18 protein-coding genes are annotated in these 17,294 nt (G+C 62.4%); 9 read left to right on the forward strand and 9 right to left on the reverse strand.

Annotated elements, in window-relative coordinates; genetic code table 11:
• Positions 1–45: 45 nt before the first annotated feature.
• Positions 46–2,106, forward strand: a complete 2,061-nt coding sequence (locus KG698_RS05480) for a bifunctional sulfate adenylyltransferase/adenylylsulfate kinase (RefSeq protein ID WP_213684542.1) — start codon at positions 46–48, stop codon at positions 2,104–2,106.
• A gap of 87 nt (positions 2,107–2,193) precedes the next feature.
• Here KG698_RS05480 and KG698_RS05485 read toward each other — a convergent pair whose 3' ends face one another.
• Positions 2,194–3,645, reverse strand: coding sequence for an MORN repeat-containing protein (locus KG698_RS05485; protein ID WP_367114051.1), 1,452 nt, complete (start codon positions 3,643–3,645; stop codon positions 2,194–2,196).
• A gap of 216 nt (positions 3,646–3,861) precedes the next feature.
• Here KG698_RS05485 and KG698_RS05490 point away from each other — a divergent pair, with 216 nt between their 5' ends.
• Positions 3,862–5,520: an NAD+ synthase gene (locus tag KG698_RS05490; protein WP_213684543.1), complete on the forward strand. Its 1,659-nt coding sequence runs from the start codon at positions 3,862–3,864 to the stop codon at positions 5,518–5,520.
• A gap of 39 nt (positions 5,521–5,559) precedes the next feature.
• Here the strand turns inward: KG698_RS05490 and KG698_RS05495 are convergent, their stop codons facing one another.
• The gene (locus KG698_RS05495; RefSeq protein ID WP_213684544.1) at positions 5,560–5,787 is read right to left on the reverse strand and encodes a DUF1150 family protein; all 228 of its coding nucleotides are present in this window, start codon (positions 5,785–5,787) and stop codon (positions 5,560–5,562) included.
• On the reverse strand, positions 5,784–6,224 hold the full coding sequence (locus KG698_RS05500) for an Hsp20 family protein (RefSeq protein ID WP_213684545.1): 441 nt from the start codon (positions 6,222–6,224) through the stop codon (positions 5,784–5,786). Before KG698_RS05500 ends, KG698_RS05495 begins: the two co-directional genes overlap by 4 nt.
• A gap of 180 nt (positions 6,225–6,404) precedes the next feature.
• Between KG698_RS05500 and KG698_RS05505 the strand changes: the two genes are divergently transcribed.
• From KG698_RS05505 to KG698_RS05515, 3 genes are all read left to right on the forward strand, one after another.
• Positions 6,405–6,632 (forward strand): DUF465 domain-containing protein, encoded by a 228-nt coding sequence (locus KG698_RS05505; protein ID WP_213684546.1) that lies wholly within the window; start codon positions 6,405–6,407, stop codon positions 6,630–6,632.
• A gap of 93 nt (positions 6,633–6,725) precedes the next feature.
• Positions 6,726–7,223 (forward strand): 5-(carboxyamino)imidazole ribonucleotide mutase, encoded by a 498-nt coding sequence (gene purE / locus KG698_RS05510; protein WP_213684547.1) that lies wholly within the window; start codon positions 6,726–6,728, stop codon positions 7,221–7,223.
• A complete protein-coding gene (locus KG698_RS05515; protein WP_213684548.1) occupies positions 7,216–8,286 on the forward strand; it encodes a 5-(carboxyamino)imidazole ribonucleotide synthase in 1,071 nt (356 codons plus the stop codon). Before purE ends, KG698_RS05515 begins: the two co-directional genes overlap by 8 nt.
• An 8-nt stretch (positions 8,287–8,294) precedes the next feature.
• On the opposite strand, the gene KG698_RS05520 is transcribed toward KG698_RS05515, so the two are convergent.
• Positions 8,295–9,092: an alpha/beta hydrolase gene (locus KG698_RS05520; protein ID WP_300982948.1), complete on the reverse strand. Its 798-nt coding sequence runs from the start codon at positions 9,090–9,092 to the stop codon at positions 8,295–8,297.
• Between KG698_RS05520 and KG698_RS05525 the strand changes: the two genes are divergently transcribed.
• On the forward strand, positions 9,081–9,527 hold the full coding sequence (locus tag KG698_RS05525) for an NUDIX hydrolase (RefSeq protein WP_213684549.1): 447 nt from the start codon (positions 9,081–9,083) through the stop codon (positions 9,525–9,527). The two genes, KG698_RS05520 and KG698_RS05525, sit on opposite strands and share 12 nt — an antisense overlap.
• Here KG698_RS05525 and KG698_RS05530 read toward each other — a convergent pair.
• The 5 genes from KG698_RS05530 to KG698_RS05550 all read right to left on the reverse strand — a co-directional run bounded on the left by KG698_RS05530 (position 9,497) and on the right by KG698_RS05550 (position 14,449).
• Positions 9,497–10,363, reverse strand: coding sequence for a DMT family transporter (locus tag KG698_RS05530; protein WP_213684550.1), 867 nt, complete (start codon positions 10,361–10,363; stop codon positions 9,497–9,499). The two genes, KG698_RS05525 and KG698_RS05530, sit on opposite strands and share 31 nt — an antisense overlap.
• Positions 10,360–11,493 carry an alpha-D-ribose 1-methylphosphonate 5-triphosphate diphosphatase gene (locus KG698_RS05535; RefSeq protein ID WP_367114044.1) on the reverse strand — a complete coding sequence of 378 codons (1,134 nt, stop codon included), beginning with the start codon at positions 11,491–11,493 and terminating at the stop codon, positions 10,360–10,362. Before KG698_RS05535 ends, KG698_RS05530 begins: the two co-directional genes overlap by 4 nt.
• Positions 11,486–12,367, reverse strand: a complete 882-nt coding sequence (locus tag KG698_RS05540; RefSeq protein WP_213684552.1) for an NAD(P)-dependent oxidoreductase — start codon at positions 12,365–12,367, stop codon at positions 11,486–11,488. The genes KG698_RS05535 and KG698_RS05540 overlap by 8 nt, the downstream gene beginning before the upstream one ends.
• A gap of 90 nt (positions 12,368–12,457) precedes the next feature.
• On the reverse strand, positions 12,458–14,095 hold the full coding sequence (gene groL / locus KG698_RS05545; protein ID WP_213684553.1) for a chaperonin GroEL: 1,638 nt from the start codon (positions 14,093–14,095) through the stop codon (positions 12,458–12,460).
• A 66-nt stretch (positions 14,096–14,161) separates the two neighbouring features.
• On the reverse strand, positions 14,162–14,449 hold the full coding sequence (locus KG698_RS05550) for a co-chaperone GroES (protein WP_213684554.1): 288 nt from the start codon (positions 14,447–14,449) through the stop codon (positions 14,162–14,164).
• A gap of 231 nt (positions 14,450–14,680) precedes the next feature.
• Here KG698_RS05550 and KG698_RS05555 point away from each other — a divergent pair, with 231 nt between their 5' ends.
• The 3 genes from KG698_RS05555 (at position 14,681) to KG698_RS05565 (ending at position 17,289) form a co-directional block, all read left to right on the forward strand.
• Entirely contained in the window at positions 14,681–15,604 is a 924-nt protein-coding gene (locus KG698_RS05555) for a manganese-dependent inorganic pyrophosphatase (protein WP_213684555.1), read from the forward strand.
• Between the two features lie 120 nt (positions 15,605–15,724).
• The gene (locus tag KG698_RS05560) at positions 15,725–16,597 is read left to right on the forward strand and encodes a TIGR01459 family HAD-type hydrolase (protein ID WP_213684556.1); all 873 of its coding nucleotides are present in this window, start codon (positions 15,725–15,727) and stop codon (positions 16,595–16,597) included.
• 248 nt (positions 16,598–16,845) lie between these two features.
• Complete coding sequence (locus tag KG698_RS05565; RefSeq protein WP_213684557.1) at positions 16,846–17,289, forward strand: MaoC family dehydratase; 444 nt, start codon at positions 16,846–16,848, stop codon at positions 17,287–17,289.
• The last annotated feature ends 5 nt before the right edge of the window (positions 17,290–17,294 follow it).

Here is a 17,294-nt window from a genome sequence, read left to right on the forward strand (position 1 = left end):
AACTTTCGCGCAATATGTTCACTTTTGAACAAGTAAGGCCCGCCCGTGTCCGACACCCCAAACCTGCCCGATGAAGACCTGCTGTTTCGGCTTTTGCGCCAGCTTGATGCCGCGCCCGAGCTGTCGCAGCGCGCAACGGCGCAGGCTTTGGGGATCAGCCTTGGGCGGCTCAACGCCGTGCTGCGCGCCGTAACCGATGCCGGGCTGGTCCGCATTGCGACCCGCGACAGCACCGACCGACGAAGCCGCATGGCCTATGCGCTGACCCCTCAAGGCGCGGCTGAAAAGGCGCGGCTCACCGACAGTTTCCTGTCACGTAAACTTGCCGAGTATGACGCCCTCCATGCCGAATTGACCGGCACGGGGAGCGGTGTTTTTTCCCTAAAGACCAGGACCCTAGCTATGCAGACCCATCTTTCACCGATCCAAGAACTCTACGTCGCACCCGACAGCGCGCAAAAGCTCAAGCGCGAGGCGGGCGATCTTTTGTCTTGGGATCTGACCGCGCGCCAGACTTGCGATCTGGAACTGTTGATGAATGGCGGCTTTTCACCCCTTAAGGGGTTCTTGGGGCAGGCCGACTACGAAAGCGTCGTGGAAACCATGCGGCTGGCCGATGGCACGCTCTGGCCCATGCCGATCACGCTCGATATCTCGGAAGACTTCGCCGCCAAGGTCGAACCCGGCCAAGATATCGCGCTGCGCGACGCCGAGGGGGTGATCCTCGCGATCTTGTCGATCAGCGACAAATACATCCCCAACAAAGCGCGCGAGGCGCAGATGGTATTCGGGGCCGATGATCTGGCACATCCGGCGGTGAACTACCTGCACCATGTCGCAGGGCCGGTTTACTTGGGCGGTGCCATCACTGGCATTCAGCCGCCCGTGCATTACGATTTCCGCGCGCGCCGCGACACGCCCAACGAGTTGCGCGCCTATTTCCGCAAGCTCGGCTGGCGGCGCATCGTGGCGTTTCAGACGCGCAACCCGCTGCACCGCGCGCATCAGGAACTGACCTTCCGCGCCGCGAAAGAGGCGCAGGCGAACTTGCTCATTCACCCCGTCGTCGGCATGACCAAGCCCGGCGATGTCGACCATTTCACCCGCGTGCGCTGCTACGAGGCGGTGCTGGACAAATACCCATCCGCTACCACCACCATGAGCCTCTTGAACCTTGCCATGCGCATGGCAGGCCCGCGCGAGGCGGTCTGGCACGGGCTGATCCGGCGCAACCACGGCTGCACCCATTTCATCGTCGGCCGCGACCATGCAGGCCCCGGCAAGAACAGCCAAGGTCAGGATTTCTACGGCCCCTATGACGCGCAAATCCTGTTCAAGGAACACGAGGCCGAGATCGGGCTTGAGATGGTCGATTTCAAACACATGGTCTATGTGCAGGAAAAGGCGCAGTATTACCCCGCCAACGAGGTGCCCGAGGGCGATACCATCCTCGATATCTCCGGCACCGAACTGCGCCGCCGCTTGCGCGAGGGGTTGGAAATTCCCGAATGGTTTTCCTTCCCCGAGGTGGTGCGCGAGTTGCGCCGCACCTCGCCGCCGCGCAGCCAGCAGGGCTTTACGGTGTTTTTCACTGGTCTTTCGGGGTCTGGCAAATCGACCATCGCCAATGCGCTGATGGTCAAGCTGATGGAGATGGGGGGCCGCCCCGTGACGATTCTCGATGGCGATGTGGTGCGCAAGCACCTGTCATCGGAGTTGGGTTTTTCCAAGGAGCACCGCGACATCAACATCCGCCGCATCGGCTATGTGGCCAGTGAGATCACCAAGAATGGCGGCATCGCGATCTGCGCGCCGATTGCCCCCTACACGGCCACACGCCGCGCCGTGCGCGAGATGATCGAAAGCTTCGGCGCCTTTATCGAGGTGCATGTCGCGACCTCCATCGAGGAATGCGAACGCCGCGACCGCAAAGGCCTTTATAAGCTGGCGCGCGAAGGCAAGATCAAGGAGTTCACCGGGATCTCGGACCCTTACGAGGCACCGACCGTCGCCGAGTTGGTCGTCGATACCGAAGGCATGGATGTGGATTACTGCGCCCACCAAGTGCTATTGAAGCTTGAGAGCATGGGGCTGATCGCCGCGTGATCGGCACATTCCCGGCGCGGGTGGCAACCACCGCGCCGGGGCTCTGCCCCGGACCCCGGGATATTTATGAAACGAAGAAAAGCTGGGCTAGGGTGCCTGTGATGGTGTTGCGGCCGGGTTGCCCTCGCTTGTGTCGGGATCGGCAGCGGGCGGCGGACCTTCGAGCGCGGCACCCTCGGTCGGCAAACCGTCTACCCATGTGCCGCGCAACACCTCGCCCGAGGCATAGCGCATCGTCCCCTCGCCCTCGCGGCGGCCATCGACAAAGCGGCCCTCATAGGTATCGCCATTGGAATAGGTCGCGATGCCAAAACCGTTGATCTCGCCATCTGCCCATTCCCCGACATAGGAAAAGGCGTTGGGCTCTGGCATGTTAAGCCGCCCTTGGCCTGAGCGCTTTCCGGCCACAAAAGTGCCGTCATAGACCGAGCCATCGACATAGGTTGCCCGCCCCTGACCATGACGCAGCCCGTCTTGCCACTCGCCCTCGTAGCGGTAGCCATCGGGGTGGGTCATGACGCCTTGGCCATGTTGGCGGGCATTGAGAAACTGGCCCACATAGCTCAGCCCATTGGCATAGGTGGCGGTGCCTTGGCCTTGGATCACGCCTTCGACCCAGTCGCCATTGTAGCTGGAACCGTCAGGATAGGTGATCAGGCCCGCCCCATGGGCCAGATCATCGACAAAGGCACCCTCATAGACCGATCCATCGGGATAGGTGATCTTGCCATTGCCGCGCATCCGCCCCTCGACCCAGTCGCCGGTATAGCTAAACCCGTCGGCGGCGGTGATGGTGCCGGTGCCGTGGCGCTGGTCATTGGCGAAATCCCCCTCGTAGAGATCGCCATTGGCATAGCGCAGACTGCCGCGCCCGATGCGCTGACCGGACGCAAGGCTACCCGTGTAGACATCGCCATTGGACTGCGTCAGCACGCCCGCCCCATTGATCTGGCCATCGGCCCATTCCCCTTCATAGGTCGCGCCATCGGGCATTTCGAGCCGCCCGACGCCCGCGCGCAGCCCCGCGATGAAGCCGCCAACATAGGTCGTGCCATCGGGATAGGTGATGGAACCTTGGCCCTCCATCACGCCATTGACCCATGTCCCGTCATAGCGGTAGCCGCCGGGGCCGGTGATGATGCCTTGGCCATGATGCTGACCGTTCTCAAAGACCCCTGTGTAGCTCAGCCCGTTCGAATAGATGGCCGTGCCGTTGCCTTGGATCGTGCCGCCCGCCCATTCGCCCTCATAGGTCGAGCCATCGGCATAGGTGATCTTGCCCATCCCATGCGGGCGGCCAGCGAGGAATTCGCCCTCATAGATCGATCTATCGGGAAAGACGGCCCGCCCCTGTCCACGGATTTCGCCATCCACCCAATTGCCGGTGTATTCATAGCCATTGGGAAGGCGATAGGTGCCCTGACCATGTTGAACACCGTTGCGAAATGCACCCTCGTAGATCCCGCCGTTATCATATTGCTGGATATCGGTGACGATGGCATCGGCCTGCTGCGCGCTGACGCCTGATGTCCAGAAGATCGCGGCGCAAATCGCCAAGGCGTAGTGTGTCTTGGTCACGGTGAACGGCCCTTTTTGGGGATGGAGCGTGGCAAGTTTCGGCTGGGCAAAGTTAGGGGGTCAATCGCGCGGGCGCAACGGCTTTGCCAAGCTGCGATGCCGCATGGCCTTGGCCTCGGGGTGCTTTCTGTTACATCTGCGCGGGATGACACTTGCCTTAGCTTGAAAGGGCGCCACATGGCCGAGCGCTTCCGCCTAAGCCTTGCACAGCTCAACCCCACCGTGGGCGATCTACGTGGCAATGCCGCGCAGGCCAAGGCCGCTTGGGCGCAGGCCAAAGCCGCAGGTGCGGATATGGTGGCCTTTCCCGAGATGTTCTTGACCGGCTACCAGCTGCAAGATCTGGTCGGCAAACCCGCATTTGCCGCAGATGTGCAACAGGTCTTGGCGCAATTGGCACAAGATTGCGCCGATGGCCCCGCGATCGGGATCGGCGCGCCGCTGCCGGGCGGCGACAAGCCGTTCAACGGCTATTTTATCCTGCAAGACGGCAAGATTGCCGCGCAGGTGATGAAACACCACCTGCCCAATTACAATGTGTTCGACGAAAAGCGCTATTACCATGCCGGCAACCCCTCGGGTCCGGTGCGGGTGGGGCCGGTCCGCATCGGCGTGCCGATCTGCGAAGATGCATGGTTCGAAGATGTGACCGAGACCTTGGCCGAGACCGGGGCCGAGATTTTGCTCGTGCCCAACGGCTCACCCTATCACCGGGGCAAGATGGACACCCGACAGGCGATCATGGTCGCACGCGTGATCGAGACAGGGCTGCCGCTGGTCTATCTCAACCTTTTGGGCGGGCAGGACGACCAGATTTTCGATGGGGCAAGTTTTGTGCTGAACCCACATGGCGAATTGACCCACCAGATGCCCGCTTTCTTGCCGGGCATTTTCCATGTCGATTTTGTAAAAGATGCCGATGGTTGGCGCGCGGTTCCCGGCGAAAAGACACGCCTGCCCGACACATGGGAGGCCGATTACCACGCCATGGTCATGGGCCTGCGCGATTATGTGAAAAAGGCGGGGTTTTCACGCGTGCTTTTGGGGCTTTCGGGGGGGATCGACAGCGCGCTGGTGGCCGCCATTGCCGCCGATGCGCTGGGGGCGGACAAGGTGCGCTGCGTGATGCTTCCCTCGCGCTTTACCTCGCAAAGCTCGCTTGACGATGCCGCAGATGTGGCCGCGCGTTTGGGTGTGGCGCTTGATACCGTGTCTATCGGTGCAGCACATGACACGGTGCTTGCAACGCTTGCGCCGCTTTTTGCCGGCACCACCCCCGATCTGACCGAGGAAAATATCCAATCCCGCCTGCGCGGTGTGATGCTGATGGCGCTGTCCAACAAGTTCGGCGAGATGCTTTTGACCACCGGCAATAAATCCGAGGTCGCGGTTGGCTATGCCACGATCTATGGCGATATGGCGGGCGGCTATAACCCGATCAAGGATCTGTACAAAACCCGTGTGTTCGAGACCTGTCGCTGGCGCAACGCCCATCATTTCGACTGGATGCAGGGGCCGAGCGGTGCGGTGATCCCGCCCAGCGTGATCGACAAGCCCCCCACGGCAGAGTTGCGCGAGAACCAAAAGGACGAGGATAGCCTGCCGCCCTACCCGGTGCTGGACGAGATCCTCGAGATGCTGATCGACAAAGAGGCGTCGGTTGCCGATCTCGTGGCTATGGGTCATGATCGGGCGACAGTGAAAAAGATCGAAAGCCTGATCTATATCAGCGAATACAAGCGCTTCCAGTCCGCCCCCGGTGCGCGATTGACCGAACGCGCCTTTTGGCTCGACCGCCGTTATCCCATCGTTAACCGCTGGCGGGATGACGGCTAAGGGTGACGGTGCGCCCAAAGGCGCAGCCGTCGCTTTGGATCAATGCACGCTGACCGGCGTCATATCGTTCTGCCGCGCGACGACAAAGGCCAGATCGCGGTCGCGCACCAGCGCCAGCCGTTCGCCCGTCTCGCTGCCGATGGCGTAAAGCGTCTCAAGGCCATGGGCCTTTTCACGCAAAGCATCGGGCAGATCGGCCACGGCGATCGGGCGAATATAAACGATCCGCCCGGCGTTTAGGTTCATTGCGTTGTGTTCGTTGGTCATTTCTCACCCTTTCCCGCATCCGACGTGGCCACAGTGATCGCGATCTTGCGCACCACGCTATCAGGCACGCTGCGCTGCAAGGCGATATGCAAGAGCCCGTTTTGCAAGACCGCACCCGCGACCTCGACCCCATCGGCCAAAACAAAGCTGCGCTGGAACTGGCGCGCCGCGATCCCGCGATGCAGAAAGACACGCTCCGCGCTATCATCGATCTGTCGGCCACGGATCACCAATTGGCGATCCTCGAGGGTGATCGAAAGCTCATCTTCGGCAAAGCCTGCAACGGCCAGCGTGATGCGATAGGCGGTCTCGCCGATTTGTTCGATATTATAGGGCGGGTAGCCCTCGTTACCGGATTTGGCGGTGCGCTCCACCAGCCGTTCCAATTGGTCGAAACCCAACAAGAAGGGGTGGGTACCAAGGCTCAATTTCGTCATCGAAAGCACATCCTTACGATAAAGCGATCTGCGTGATGGCGCGCCCCATTCGTGGCGACACGCCTATGATGAGGATATGGGGGCTGCTTGTCTGCGTGCAAGACTTGGCGACGCGATCCGCGCGCGCTAAAGTGAACCGTCCAGACCGAGGACAGACCCAGCGATCGGACATGCCAGGCCATGAATGCCCCCTCCGGCCCTACCGAGATGAACCATGAAGATGTGTTGCGTGTGCGCCTTGAGGTGCTCAAGCGCCAACACCGCGACCTCGACACCGCGATCGAGGCGCTGCATGATGCCGTTAACCCTGACCAGTTGACGCTGAAGCGGCTGAAAAAACAAAAGCTTATGCTCAAAGATCAGATCGCGCGGATCGAGGATGAATTGATCCCCGATATCTTGGCCTAAGCAAGGCGATCATTTGCAAATCACAGCGGATTGCACCGCGCCGCCGCGCGGCTATAGTGCGCCGCTTATTCCAAAGCCGCGAGGGCGCGACAGATGGTACACAAGTCGGATGTCGAGGTTGGCATCATCATGGGCAGTCAATCCGACTGGCCCACCATGCGCGAGGCAGCGGCGATCCTTGATGAGCTTGGCGTGGCTTACGAGGCGCGCATCGTCTCGGCCCATCGCACGCCGGATCGGTTGTGGGATTACGGGATTGCGGCCGCCGGGCGCGGGCTCAAGGTGATCATCGCGGGTGCCGGGGGTGCGGCGCATCTGCCGGGTATGATGGCCTCGAAAACGCGGGTGCCGGTGATCGGTGTGCCGGTGCAGACCAAGGCGCTCTCGGGGGTCGATTCGCTTTACTCCATCGTCCAGATGCCCAAGGGCTACCCCGTGGCCACCATGGCCATCGGGGCGGCGGGTGCGGCCAATGCAGGGCTGATGGCTGCGGCGATCTTGGCGACATCTGACGCGGCGCTGGCCGCGCGGCTTGATGCGTGGCGCGCGGCCCTTTCCGCCTCAATCCCCGAGACACCGAGCGATGACTGAACCGCTGCCGCTCGGGGCGACCATCGGTATCTTGGGTGGCGGCCAGCTTGGCCGCATGCTGGCCATGGCGGCTGCAAGGCTTGGCTACCGCACGCATATCTATGAACCCGGCAGCGCGCCCGCCGCCGATGTGGCCCATGCATGGACCCAAGGCGCCTATGATGATTTAGACGCGCTTGGCCGTTTCGCCCAAAGCTGCGACCTCATCACCTTCGAGTTCGAGAATATCCCCGCCCCCGCACTCGATGTCTTGGCGCGCACCACGCCGCTTTTTCCCGACCGCCGCGCGCTGGAAACCAGCCAAGACCGGCTGGTCGAGAAGCGCTTTCTCGCAGGTCTGGGGCTGACCACCGCCCCTTTCGCACCGATTAACGGCCCCGGTGATCTTGACGCGGCGCTGGCTGCGACCGGCACGCCCGCAATCCTCAAGACCCGACGCTTTGGCTATGATGGCAAGGGCCAAGCGCGCGTCATGTCGCCCGCCGATGGCGCGGCGGCGCTTGACAGCCTGCAAGGCGCGCCTGCCATCGCCGAGGGTTTCGTGCGCTTCTCGCGCGAGATCAGCGTGATCGCCGCGCGTGGGCGCGATGGCAGTGTCGCGGCCTATGATCCGGGTGAAAACGTCCATACCGACGGCATCTTGGCCACGACAACGGTTCCCGCCACCTTGCCGCTCAAGCAGCGCACCGATGCGGTCTTGCTCGCCTCGCGCATCCTGACAGCACTTGATTACGTCGGCGTGATGGGGGTGGAGCTGTTCGTCACCCCCCAAGGTCTTGTGGTCAACGAGATTGCACCGCGCGTGCATAATTCCGGCCATTGGACGCAAGCGGGCTGCGCCGTCGATCAATTCGAACAGCATATCCGCGCCATCACCGGCTGGCCCTTGGGCAATGGCGCGCGCCATGCCAATGTGGTGATGGAAAACCTGATCGGTGCCGATGTGGACCGCGCCTTTGCGCTTGCCGGCGAGGCGGGCGTCCAGATCCATCTTTACGGCAAATCCGACACAAGGCCGGGGCGCAAGATGGGCCATATCAACCGCGTGACCGGCCCCGCCTAAGCTGCGCGCTATTCGATGATCCGCTCGATGGCCTCGATATAGGTCAGTTCGCGGTCGAAACGCCCATCGCGCAAAAAGGCCATGACTTGCGCGATGACCAGCGGGTTATTCATCATGAAAGTGTGCGTCACCGGCAGCACGATGTGATCGGCCATGCCCGCCACGCGGGTGCTATCGACCGCGACCTTGCCATCATCATCGCCGGGGATCATCGCGGAATAAACAGGGTTCAGCGATTGATTACCCGCGATCACGCCGAGATCGAAATCAACGGGCGGCAAGCGGTTCGGCAAACCCTCAACACCGGTGCCAAGCTGCAATGCCGCCGGGCCGTTGATCCATTCGAAGGGTTCAAGCGGGCCCAGCACATCGACGATTTCCGATCCCGCATTGGGCGGGGCCAGCATCACGACACGGCCCAGATTGCTGGTTCGATGATAGGCCAGCCAATAGCGCAGCAAAATGCCGCCCATCGAATGTGTCACCACATGCACGCGCTGCCCCTCGCAACGCGCGAATGCAGGCAGAAGCGCCAAAGGGGCCAACTCCGCAATCGAGGCGCGCCGCGAGGGGTAGCCGCGATTGACCACCTGATAGCCCTCGGCCCTCAAGGTCTCTTCGATCAGCAAAAGCGAGTTCTCGCTGCGCGCCAAACCATGCAGCAAGATCACGCAATCGGCGGCGCGCGCCGGAACCGCGGCGATGAACAACACAAAGAGCAGCACCGCGGCGCGCGCCCAGCGCGGCCCATGGGGGGATTGCCTCCGCTTGCGCGGCGCGCCACTGTGTGGACCATGTCCAAACATCGCCCCCGCCTCGCCGTTCGCGGCATCTTGCTGATCGAGAACCGCCTGCTGATGGTGAATGCGTGGGGCGGCGGCAAAAGCGATCTCTTGTGCGCACCGGGCGGCGGGGTCGAGATGCATAGCTCGCTTCATGACAACCTGATCCGCGAATTCCACGAGGAAACCGGCCTGACCATCGCGGTCGGCGCGCCTTGTCTTGTGAACGAGTTTCATGCCCCAAGCCATGATTTCCATCAGGTCGATATCTATTTCCGTGTCACGCTGGTGGCAGGCGATCCCTTGGCCCCTTGGACCGACCCCGAAGGCATCGTGACCGAGCGCCACCTGATCGCCCAAGACGAGATGCAACGCTACCGCTACAAGCCCGACAGCCTGCCCGCTATCGCATGGTCGGATTGCATCTTTTATGACAGTTTGGAGCCCTTGGTGCGCTGAGGCCAGAGGCCCCAACCAATGCCGCCCAAGACCACGGCACCCGCCAAGATCATCGCGCGCGTCGGTGTCTCGGCCAGCAAAAGCGCACCGCCCAAGCCCGCGATCACCGGCACCGAAAGCTGCATCAGCCCCGCAACCGAGGCACCGATGCGCGGCAAAACCCGGTACCACAGCGCATAGCCCAAACCCGATGTGACAGCGCCCGAGATCACGGCCAGCGCCATGCCAGCCCATGTCGCGTCATTGACCATGCTGCCGCCTGTCTGCACCAGCACCGCCACAAAGCCCAAGACCGTGGCCCAGACAAAGGCCGCGCCCGTGTCGCCCAAAGGGTCGGCCGAGCCGCGCCCGATCAGCGAATATATGCCCCAGCCCAGCGCAGCAGACGCCATCGCACCCACCGCCCAAAGCGGTGCCGTAGCCCCCGCCCCCGGCCAGACCAGCCAGACCAACCCCGCCAGCGCCAGCCCAGCACCCCACCACCGCCGCGCGGGGGGGCGCTCGCCCATCACCAGCGCGCCTGCAAACATCGTGACCTGCACGCCGCCGAACAAGATCAACGCGCCAAGCCCCGTATCCATCGCCAAATAGGCCAGCGAAAAGCCGATCAGATAAGTGGACAGCATCGCCCCGCCCAAAACCCGGCGTGGTTCCAATAGGGTCAAGCGCGCGCCGCGCAGCCTAATGAGCGCGATCAAAACCATGGCCCCGGCCACCGCGCGCAAAAGCGCGAAATCAAGCGCGCCGATCTGGCCCGTGCCGACAGCCGCACGATTCAAGACCGAATTGGCGGCAAAGGCCACCATGACCAAGGCACTGAGCGCCACTAATCTCATGCCAGCATCCTTGCGGCCAGCGCACCCGAAAGATGCGACACCCGCCCGCCCGCGATGGTGCCGCAGATCCGGCCTTGTGCGTCCATGATCACCAGATCGGCACGCGCGCCCGGGGCAATGCGCCCGCGATCTTGCCATCCCATCACCCGTGCCGGCCCCGAGGAGATCAACCCCCAAGCCGCCGCCCATCCCATGCGCGGCACCAGCTTCAAGGCCGCGCGCGCCAGCGTCGGATAGTGGTAATCCGACACCAGCGCATCGACGAGGCCCGCTTCGATCAGCACCTCAGCCGCGATCTTGCCACTATGAGAGGCACCGCGCACCACATTGGGCGCGCCCATGATCACAGGCTCGCCTGCGTCCTTGGCGGCGCGGGCGGCGTCCTCAGTCTCGGGGAATTCGCAGAGGTCTGCACCCAATGCCCGAAACCGTGCGCGATCCATCCCCGTATGATCATCATGGCTCCCCATACGCACACCAAGACCTGCAAGCTCTGCCGCGATGGGGGTCAGCGCCGCCTCCAGCCGCGCGCCATTGGCATGGAGCGTGGCCAGCAGCGTGGCGTGATCCTCGGGCGAACGGCCCGCTTTCAGCGCTTGGCCTGTCAGACCGGGTGGCCGCTTGCCCGCCGCCAAATGCTTATGCGGCAAGTGGTCGTTCCACACGACAAAGGAAATCCCCGCACGCCGCACCAAGGCCAGCATCGCATCCAGCGTGTCGATCATATGCGTTTCGACCCGCAGTTGCAGATGCATCGCGGTCAGCGTCTCGGCCCCGTGCAGCGCTTGGGCCAGCGTTTGGGCGAATTCCGGGCTGCGCATGCCGCCCTCCCAGCTCCAGAATTGGGCGAGAACGGCGGTGGTGATCCCGCTTGCGGCACATTCCGCATCAAGCCCCGCCAGACCCGCCGCCGGGCTGTCGACCGCACCACGGCGCGGGGCCATGTGCCGCTCGAACCCATCGCCATGCAGATCGATAATCCCGGGCAGGATGCGAAAGCCCGACAGGTCGATCTCGCGCCCGCCGCTGGTCGCGATCCGTCCGCCCGCAATGCTGATCGCATCGCGGCACAGGCCGTTCTCATACAAGATTTCGGCCCCGGTCAGGCGCAGGGGGGGCAGATCAGGCATCGGCATAGGCCATGGCAATCAAAGCGGCGACATCAGCCTCGGCCAGACCGGCATCGATGGCCGCTGCAATCATCGCATGTGCCGCGTCAAGCGTCGGGGTGGCAACCCCCGCCTCGGCGGCGATACGGCGGAAGACATCGTTATCCTTGGCCACGCCGCGAATGGGAAAGCCTACGCTCGCGTCATGGCCCAAGATGCGCGGCATCCGATCTTTCAGCACCGGCGCACCCGCAGGCCCACCGCTGAGGATCGTCACTGCCATCTCAAGCGACAGGCCAGCATGACGGGCCACGCGCATCTGTTCAGCCAGACCCGCAAAATAGCTTTGCATCATCGCGTTGTTGATCGATTTCATCACCAGCCCGGTGCCAAGCGGACCGACATGAAAGATCCGCCCTGAAAGCGGCGCAAGTGCTGCCTGTGCGCGGATCGCCGCCGCATGGCAACCGCCGACGAATATCCCGCAACTGCCGCTTGCCACCATTTCCGGGCCGCCCGAGATCGGCGCATCGGCCAAATGCGCCCCGGCAGCTTCGATTTGCGCGGCATAGGCCAACAGCGTGCCGGGAACGATGGTGCTGGTGTCGATGACGAGTTTCCCGCCAAGCGGGCAATCAAGCAGCGCGGCAAGCGTTTCGCTGACCGCCGCATCATCAAACAAGCTCAACACGATGACATCGGCGCGCGCCACAAGGGAAAACAGGTCAGGGGCAGTTGGCACATGCGCAACAGTGCGCCCGCTGCGCGTCCATCCCGTGACAGGAACGGCTTGCGCGGCATAACGTGTGGCGATTTCGCTTCCCATGCGGCCCAAGCCGATGACGCCGATCCGATCCATGCCTACCCCCATCGCTTTGCCCTTGGACCATGCCATGCGGGCCGAGCGGGAACAACCAAGCCCGCGCCCCAAAACAAAAGGGGCCGCAAGCTGCGGCCCCTTCCGATCATGCAAATCGCGGTGCGATTACATCATGCCGCCCATGCCGCCCATGTCGGGCATGCCGCCGCCGGCTTCATCCTTCTTGGGCTTGTCGGCCACCATCGCTTCGGTGGTGATCAACAGGCCAGCGACCGAGGCCGCATCCTGAAGGGCCGTCCGCACGACCTTTGCGGGGTCGATCACGCCGAACTTGAACATGTCGCCATATTCTTCGGTCTGCGCGTTGAAGCCGAACTTGAGATCCTTGGATTCGCGGATCTTGCCAGCAACGACTGAGCCATCGACGCCTGCGTTATCGGCGATCTGGCGCAGCGGTGCCTCAAGTGCGCGGCGCACGATGGTGACGCCTGCATCTTGATCGGGGTTGTCGCCTTTGAGGCCATCAAGCGCCTTGGCACCCTGAACAAGCGCAACACCACCGCCGACGACGATGCCTTCCTGCACGGCCGCACGGGTCGCGTTGAGCGCGTCATCGACGCGGTCCTTACGCTCTTTCACTTCGATTTCCGACATGCCGCCAACGCGGATGACAGCGACGCCACCTGCCAACTTGGCCACACGTTCCTGAAGCTTTTCACGGTCGTAATCGCTGGTGGTTTCTTCGATCTGGGCGCGGATCTGTGCAACGCGCGCTTCGATCTCGGCCTTGGCACCGGCACCATCGACGATGGTGGTATCGTCTTTCTTGATGACGATCTTCTTGGCGCGGCCCAGCATGTCGAGCGTGACGCTTTCCAGCTTCATGCCGAGATCTTCCGAGATCACCTGACCGCCGGTCAGGATCGCGATGTCTTGCAGCATGGCCTTGCGGCGATCACCAAAGCCCGGTGCCTTGACGGCAGCGATCTTCAGGCCGCCACGCAGCTTGTTGACCACGAGGGTCGCGAGCGCTTCGCCTTCGACATCTTCCGAGATGATCAACAGCGGCTTGCCCGACTGGATCACGGTCTCCAGCAGGGGGACCATCGGCTGCAGCGACGAGAGTTTCTTTTCGTGCAGCAAGATCAAGACGTCTTCCAACTCGACGGTCATCTTGTCGGCGTTGGTGACGAAATAGGGCGACAGGTAGCCGCGGTCGAACTGCATGCCTTCGACGACTTCAACGTCGGTCTCAAGGCCTTTGTTCTCTTCGACGGTGATGACACCGTCATTGCCGACCTTCTGCATCGCGTCCGCGATCATGCGGCCGATCTGCGCTTCGCCATTGGCCGAGATCGTGCCAACCTGAGCCACTTCGTCGCTGTCGGCGACAGCGCGCGAGGAGGCTTTGATATGCTCGATGACTTTGCTGACGGCCAGATCGATCCCGCGCTTGAGATCCATCGGGTTCATGCCAGCCGCGACCGACTTCATGCCTTCGCGGACGATGGCTTGCGCCAGAACCGTCGCGGTGGTGGTGCCGTCGCCGGCCTCGTCATTGGTGCGCGAGGCGACTTCTTTCACCATCTGCGCGCCCATGTTCTCGAACTTGTCTTCCAGTTCGATTTCCTTGGCGACAGACACACCGTCCTTGGTGATGCGGGGCGCGCCGAAGGATTTTTCGATCACGACGTTGCGGCCCTTGGGGCCGAGCGTCACCTTGACGGCATCGGCCAGAATGTTGACGCCGCGCAGCATGCGGTTGCGGGCATCGGTCGAAAATTTGACGTCCTTAGCAGCCATTGTGGGCTCTCCTTGGAATATCGTTGAATGGGAGGAATCGAAGCGGGCGCATTTGCGCCCTCATGCTCAGGCGGTGACGCCGAGGATGTCCGATTCCTTCATGATCAGCAGCTCTTCGCCGTCGATGGTGACCTCGGTGCCCGACCATTTGCCGAACAAGATACGATCACCGGCCTTTACGGCCATTTCGATCAGCTCGCCTGAATCCTTGCGCGCGCCTGGGCCGCAAGCGATCACTTCGCCTTCGGAGGGCTTTTCCTTGGCGCTGTCGGGGATGATCAGACCACCCTTGGTCTTTTCATCGGACGCGATGCGGCGGACCAACACACGGTCATGCAGCGGTTTGAATGCCATCTCTCGAACTCTCCTCTCGGGTTCGGTTTATCTCAATCATTAGCACTCATACCCGACGAGTGCTAACACATGGCAGATAAGAAGGCGCGGCGGGTGTGTCAACGGGCTCGCCACGCAAAAATGCACCTATGCCGCCAATCACGCGCGCCGCGACCCGCTACCCCGTGACAACGGGTGGGGCCAAAGCTATGAGGACGGCAAAATTCACTGCTTTTGCCTTAAGAGGACGCCATGACAACGCTCGTATTCGGCCATAAATCGCCCGACACCGATTCCACCGGCTCGCCGATCATCTGGGCTTGGTATCTCAACGAGATTGTGGGCGAGACGGCCGAGGCGGTGTTGCTCGGTGAGCCCAATACCGAGGCGGCGTTTTTGCTGCAACGCTGGGATCTGCCAAAGCCGCGCATCATCGCCGATGTGGCGCCGGACCAAAAGGTTGTGATCGTCGACACCAATAACCCCGCCGAATTGCCCGCTGGCATCAACGCCGCCGATATCACCGCCATCATCGACCATCACAAGCTGGTGGGCGGGCTTGAGACCAAGGGGCCGATTGCGATCCGGATGGAGCCATTGGCCTGCACCGCCACGATCATGCACAAGATGATCGGCACGGACATGGACCGCGCCCCCGATTGGATCAAGGCCACGATCCTGACCTGCATCTTGTCCGATACGCTGGAATTCCGCTCGCCCACCACCACCCCCGAAGATCGCGCGGTGGCAGAAGCGCTGGCCGCAGATTTGGGCATCGACATCCCAAGCTACGCCGCCGAAATGTTTGCCGCAAAATCCGATGTCTCGGCCTTTTCCGAGGCAGAGCTGTTGCGCATGGACAGCAAGGAATATGAAGTGGGCGGCAAGCAGTTTCGCGTCAGCGTGCTAGAGACGACCTCGCCCGCGACCGTTTTGTCGCGCAAGGACGCGCTGATGGCCGCCATGCCCGGCGTGGCCGCCGCAGATGGGGCTGATCAGGTGCTTTTGTTCGTGGTCGATATTTTGCGCGAAGAGGCAACGCTGTTGGTTCCCAACGCGCTTGTGGCGCAGATCGCGGCGAAAAGCTTTGGGGCCGATACCAAGGGGCAAGATACCGTGGTTCTGCCCGGCATCATGAGCCGCAAGAAGCAGATCATCCCCAATCTCGCGCTGTAAGACATCGCGCGCGCAGCTCATCGGGGCGGCCCCAAGGTGCCGCCCCTTTTCGCAGCGCATGGCTGGCCCTAACCCACGCGCTCGCGTATGGGTGGCGCGACCCGAGAAAGGAGCCCGCCCATGACCCGCATCATCGAGAGCCTTGCCGAAATCTCCAGCGCCTATGACGCGCTATTTTGCGATCTCTGGGGCTGCGTGCATGATGGTTTACGTGCCTTTCCCGCAGCAGTCGCAGCCTTGCAAGCCTATAAGGCGCAAGGCGGCATCGTGGTGCTGGTCACCAATTCACCCCGTCCGCGCGCATCGGTTGCGCGACAGCTCGACCGCATCGGGGTGCCGCGCGATTGCTGGGATGTGATCGCCACCTCGGGCGACAGCGCGCGTGCGGCCATGTTCGGCGGCGCGGTGGGCCACAAGGTCTGGCACATCGGTGAGCCGCAAGATGCTTCTTTCTTTGAGCCGCTCCAGATGTTGGACAACCCCGCGCCAATCACGCGCGTGGGGCTGGACGAGGCCGAAGGCATCGTTTGCACCGGCCCCTTCGACCCGCAGGCCGACCCAAGCGTGATGCGCCCCCAATTTCTCTTGGCCAAAACGCGCGGGCTGAAACTGCTTTGCGCCAATCCCGATATTGTCGTGGATCGCGGCGAGACGCGCGAATGGTGCGCGGGCGCGCTGGCGCAGCTTTACACCGAGATGGGGGGCGAGAGCCTTTATTTCGGCAAGCCCCATCCGCCGATCTATGATCTGGCGCGGCGGCGGCTGTCACAACTCGGCCACGATATCGCCAATGCGCGGATCTTGGCCGTGGGGGACGGTATTTTCACCGATGTGCAAGGTGGGATGGGCGAGAATATCGACACTTTGTTCATCTCGGGCGGGTTGGCCCGCGCGGAGACCGGCACCGCCGAACAGCCCGATCCGGCCCTTTTGGCGCGGTTCTTGACGGGCGCGCAGATGGAGCCAGGCTACACCATCGGCATGCTGCGCTAAGCGATCCGAGGGGTGTGCTGCGCGTCGTATGCAGCCCCGTGCCGGCATGCTGCCCCCGCACCCATACACCTTGACGGGGGGACGCTGTCCCCCCGCACCCCCCTGGAGTATTTAGAAAGCAAAGACGGAGTGACGCGCGCGCAACATAGTTGCTATTATTGTCTATTTTTGTTCTTTTTATTTCTTTCTGCATTGCAGAATGACTGAAGTCGGGCTATGAACCCTGCATATCGTAGGAATCGCCGCCCATGCTCGACAACATCACCACTGGCACCATCGTCATCGAGGATCTCGAGATCGGGATGAAGCGTTCGCTTCAAAAACTGGTGACCGATCAAGATATCGCGCTCTTCGCGCAGATCTCGACCGATCATAACCCGGTGCATCTGGATGATGATTATGCCCGCGATACGATTTTCGAGGGCCGCATCGCGCATGGCATGCTGACCGCGGGTCTGATCTCGGCGGTGATCGGCGAGCAGTTGCCGGGCCATGGCACCGTTTATCTCGGGCAGACGTTGAAATTCATGGCACCCGTGCGCCCCGGTGACATGGTGCTGGCCGAGGTCGAGGTGACCGAGATCGACCATAGCCGCCGCCGCGTAACGCTGGCCACCCATTGCAAGGTGGGCAAGACCGTCGTGCTGAAAGGCGAGGCCGTGGTCTTGGCCCCCTCGCGAAAGTTCGACTGACGCGG

It is taken from the genome of Roseicyclus sp. (assembly GCF_018402035.1).
Classification (GTDB): Bacteria; Pseudomonadota; Alphaproteobacteria; order Rhodobacterales; family Rhodobacteraceae; genus Roseicyclus.

Bases quoted from the DNA above. Each gene is read 5' to 3' on its own strand.
- KG698_RS05490 (WP_213684543.1), top strand. From the start codon at position 3,862: ATGGCCGAGCGCTTCCGCCTAAGCCTTGCACAGCTCAACCCCACCGTG.
- KG698_RS05495 (WP_213684544.1), bottom strand. From the start codon at position 5,787: ATGACCAACGAACACAACGCAATGAACCTAAACGCCGGGCGGATCGTT.
- KG698_RS05500 (WP_213684545.1), bottom strand. From the start codon at position 6,224: ATGACGAAATTGAGCCTTGGTACCCACCCCTTCTTGTTGGGTTTCGAC.
- KG698_RS05505 (WP_213684546.1), top strand. From the start codon at position 6,405: ATGAATGCCCCCTCCGGCCCTACCGAGATGAACCATGAAGATGTGTTG.
- purE (WP_213684547.1), top strand. From the start codon at position 6,726: ATGGTACACAAGTCGGATGTCGAGGTTGGCATCATCATGGGCAGTCAA.
- KG698_RS05515 (WP_213684548.1), top strand. From the start codon at position 7,216: ATGACTGAACCGCTGCCGCTCGGGGCGACCATCGGTATCTTGGGTGGC.
- KG698_RS05525 (WP_213684549.1), top strand. From the start codon at position 9,081: ATGTCCAAACATCGCCCCCGCCTCGCCGTTCGCGGCATCTTGCTGATC.
- KG698_RS05520 (WP_300982948.1), bottom strand. From the start codon at position 9,092: ATGTTTGGACATGGTCCACACAGTGGCGCGCCGCGCAAGCGGAGGCAA.
- KG698_RS05530 (WP_213684550.1), bottom strand. From the start codon at position 10,363: ATGAGATTAGTGGCGCTCAGTGCCTTGGTCATGGTGGCCTTTGCCGCC.
- KG698_RS05535 (WP_367114044.1), bottom strand. From the start codon at position 11,493: ATGCCTGATCTGCCCCCCCTGCGCCTGACCGGGGCCGAAATCTTGTAT.
- KG698_RS05540 (WP_213684552.1), bottom strand. From the start codon at position 12,367: ATGGCATGGTCCAAGGGCAAAGCGATGGGGGTAGGCATGGATCGGATC.
- groL (WP_213684553.1), bottom strand. From the start codon at position 14,095: ATGGCTGCTAAGGACGTCAAATTTTCGACCGATGCCCGCAACCGCATG.
- KG698_RS05550 (WP_213684554.1), bottom strand. From the start codon at position 14,449: ATGGCATTCAAACCGCTGCATGACCGTGTGTTGGTCCGCCGCATCGCG.
- KG698_RS05555 (WP_213684555.1), top strand. From the start codon at position 14,681: ATGACAACGCTCGTATTCGGCCATAAATCGCCCGACACCGATTCCACC.
- KG698_RS05560 (WP_213684556.1), top strand. From the start codon at position 15,725: ATGACCCGCATCATCGAGAGCCTTGCCGAAATCTCCAGCGCCTATGAC.
- KG698_RS05565 (WP_213684557.1), top strand. From the start codon at position 16,846: ATGCTCGACAACATCACCACTGGCACCATCGTCATCGAGGATCTCGAG.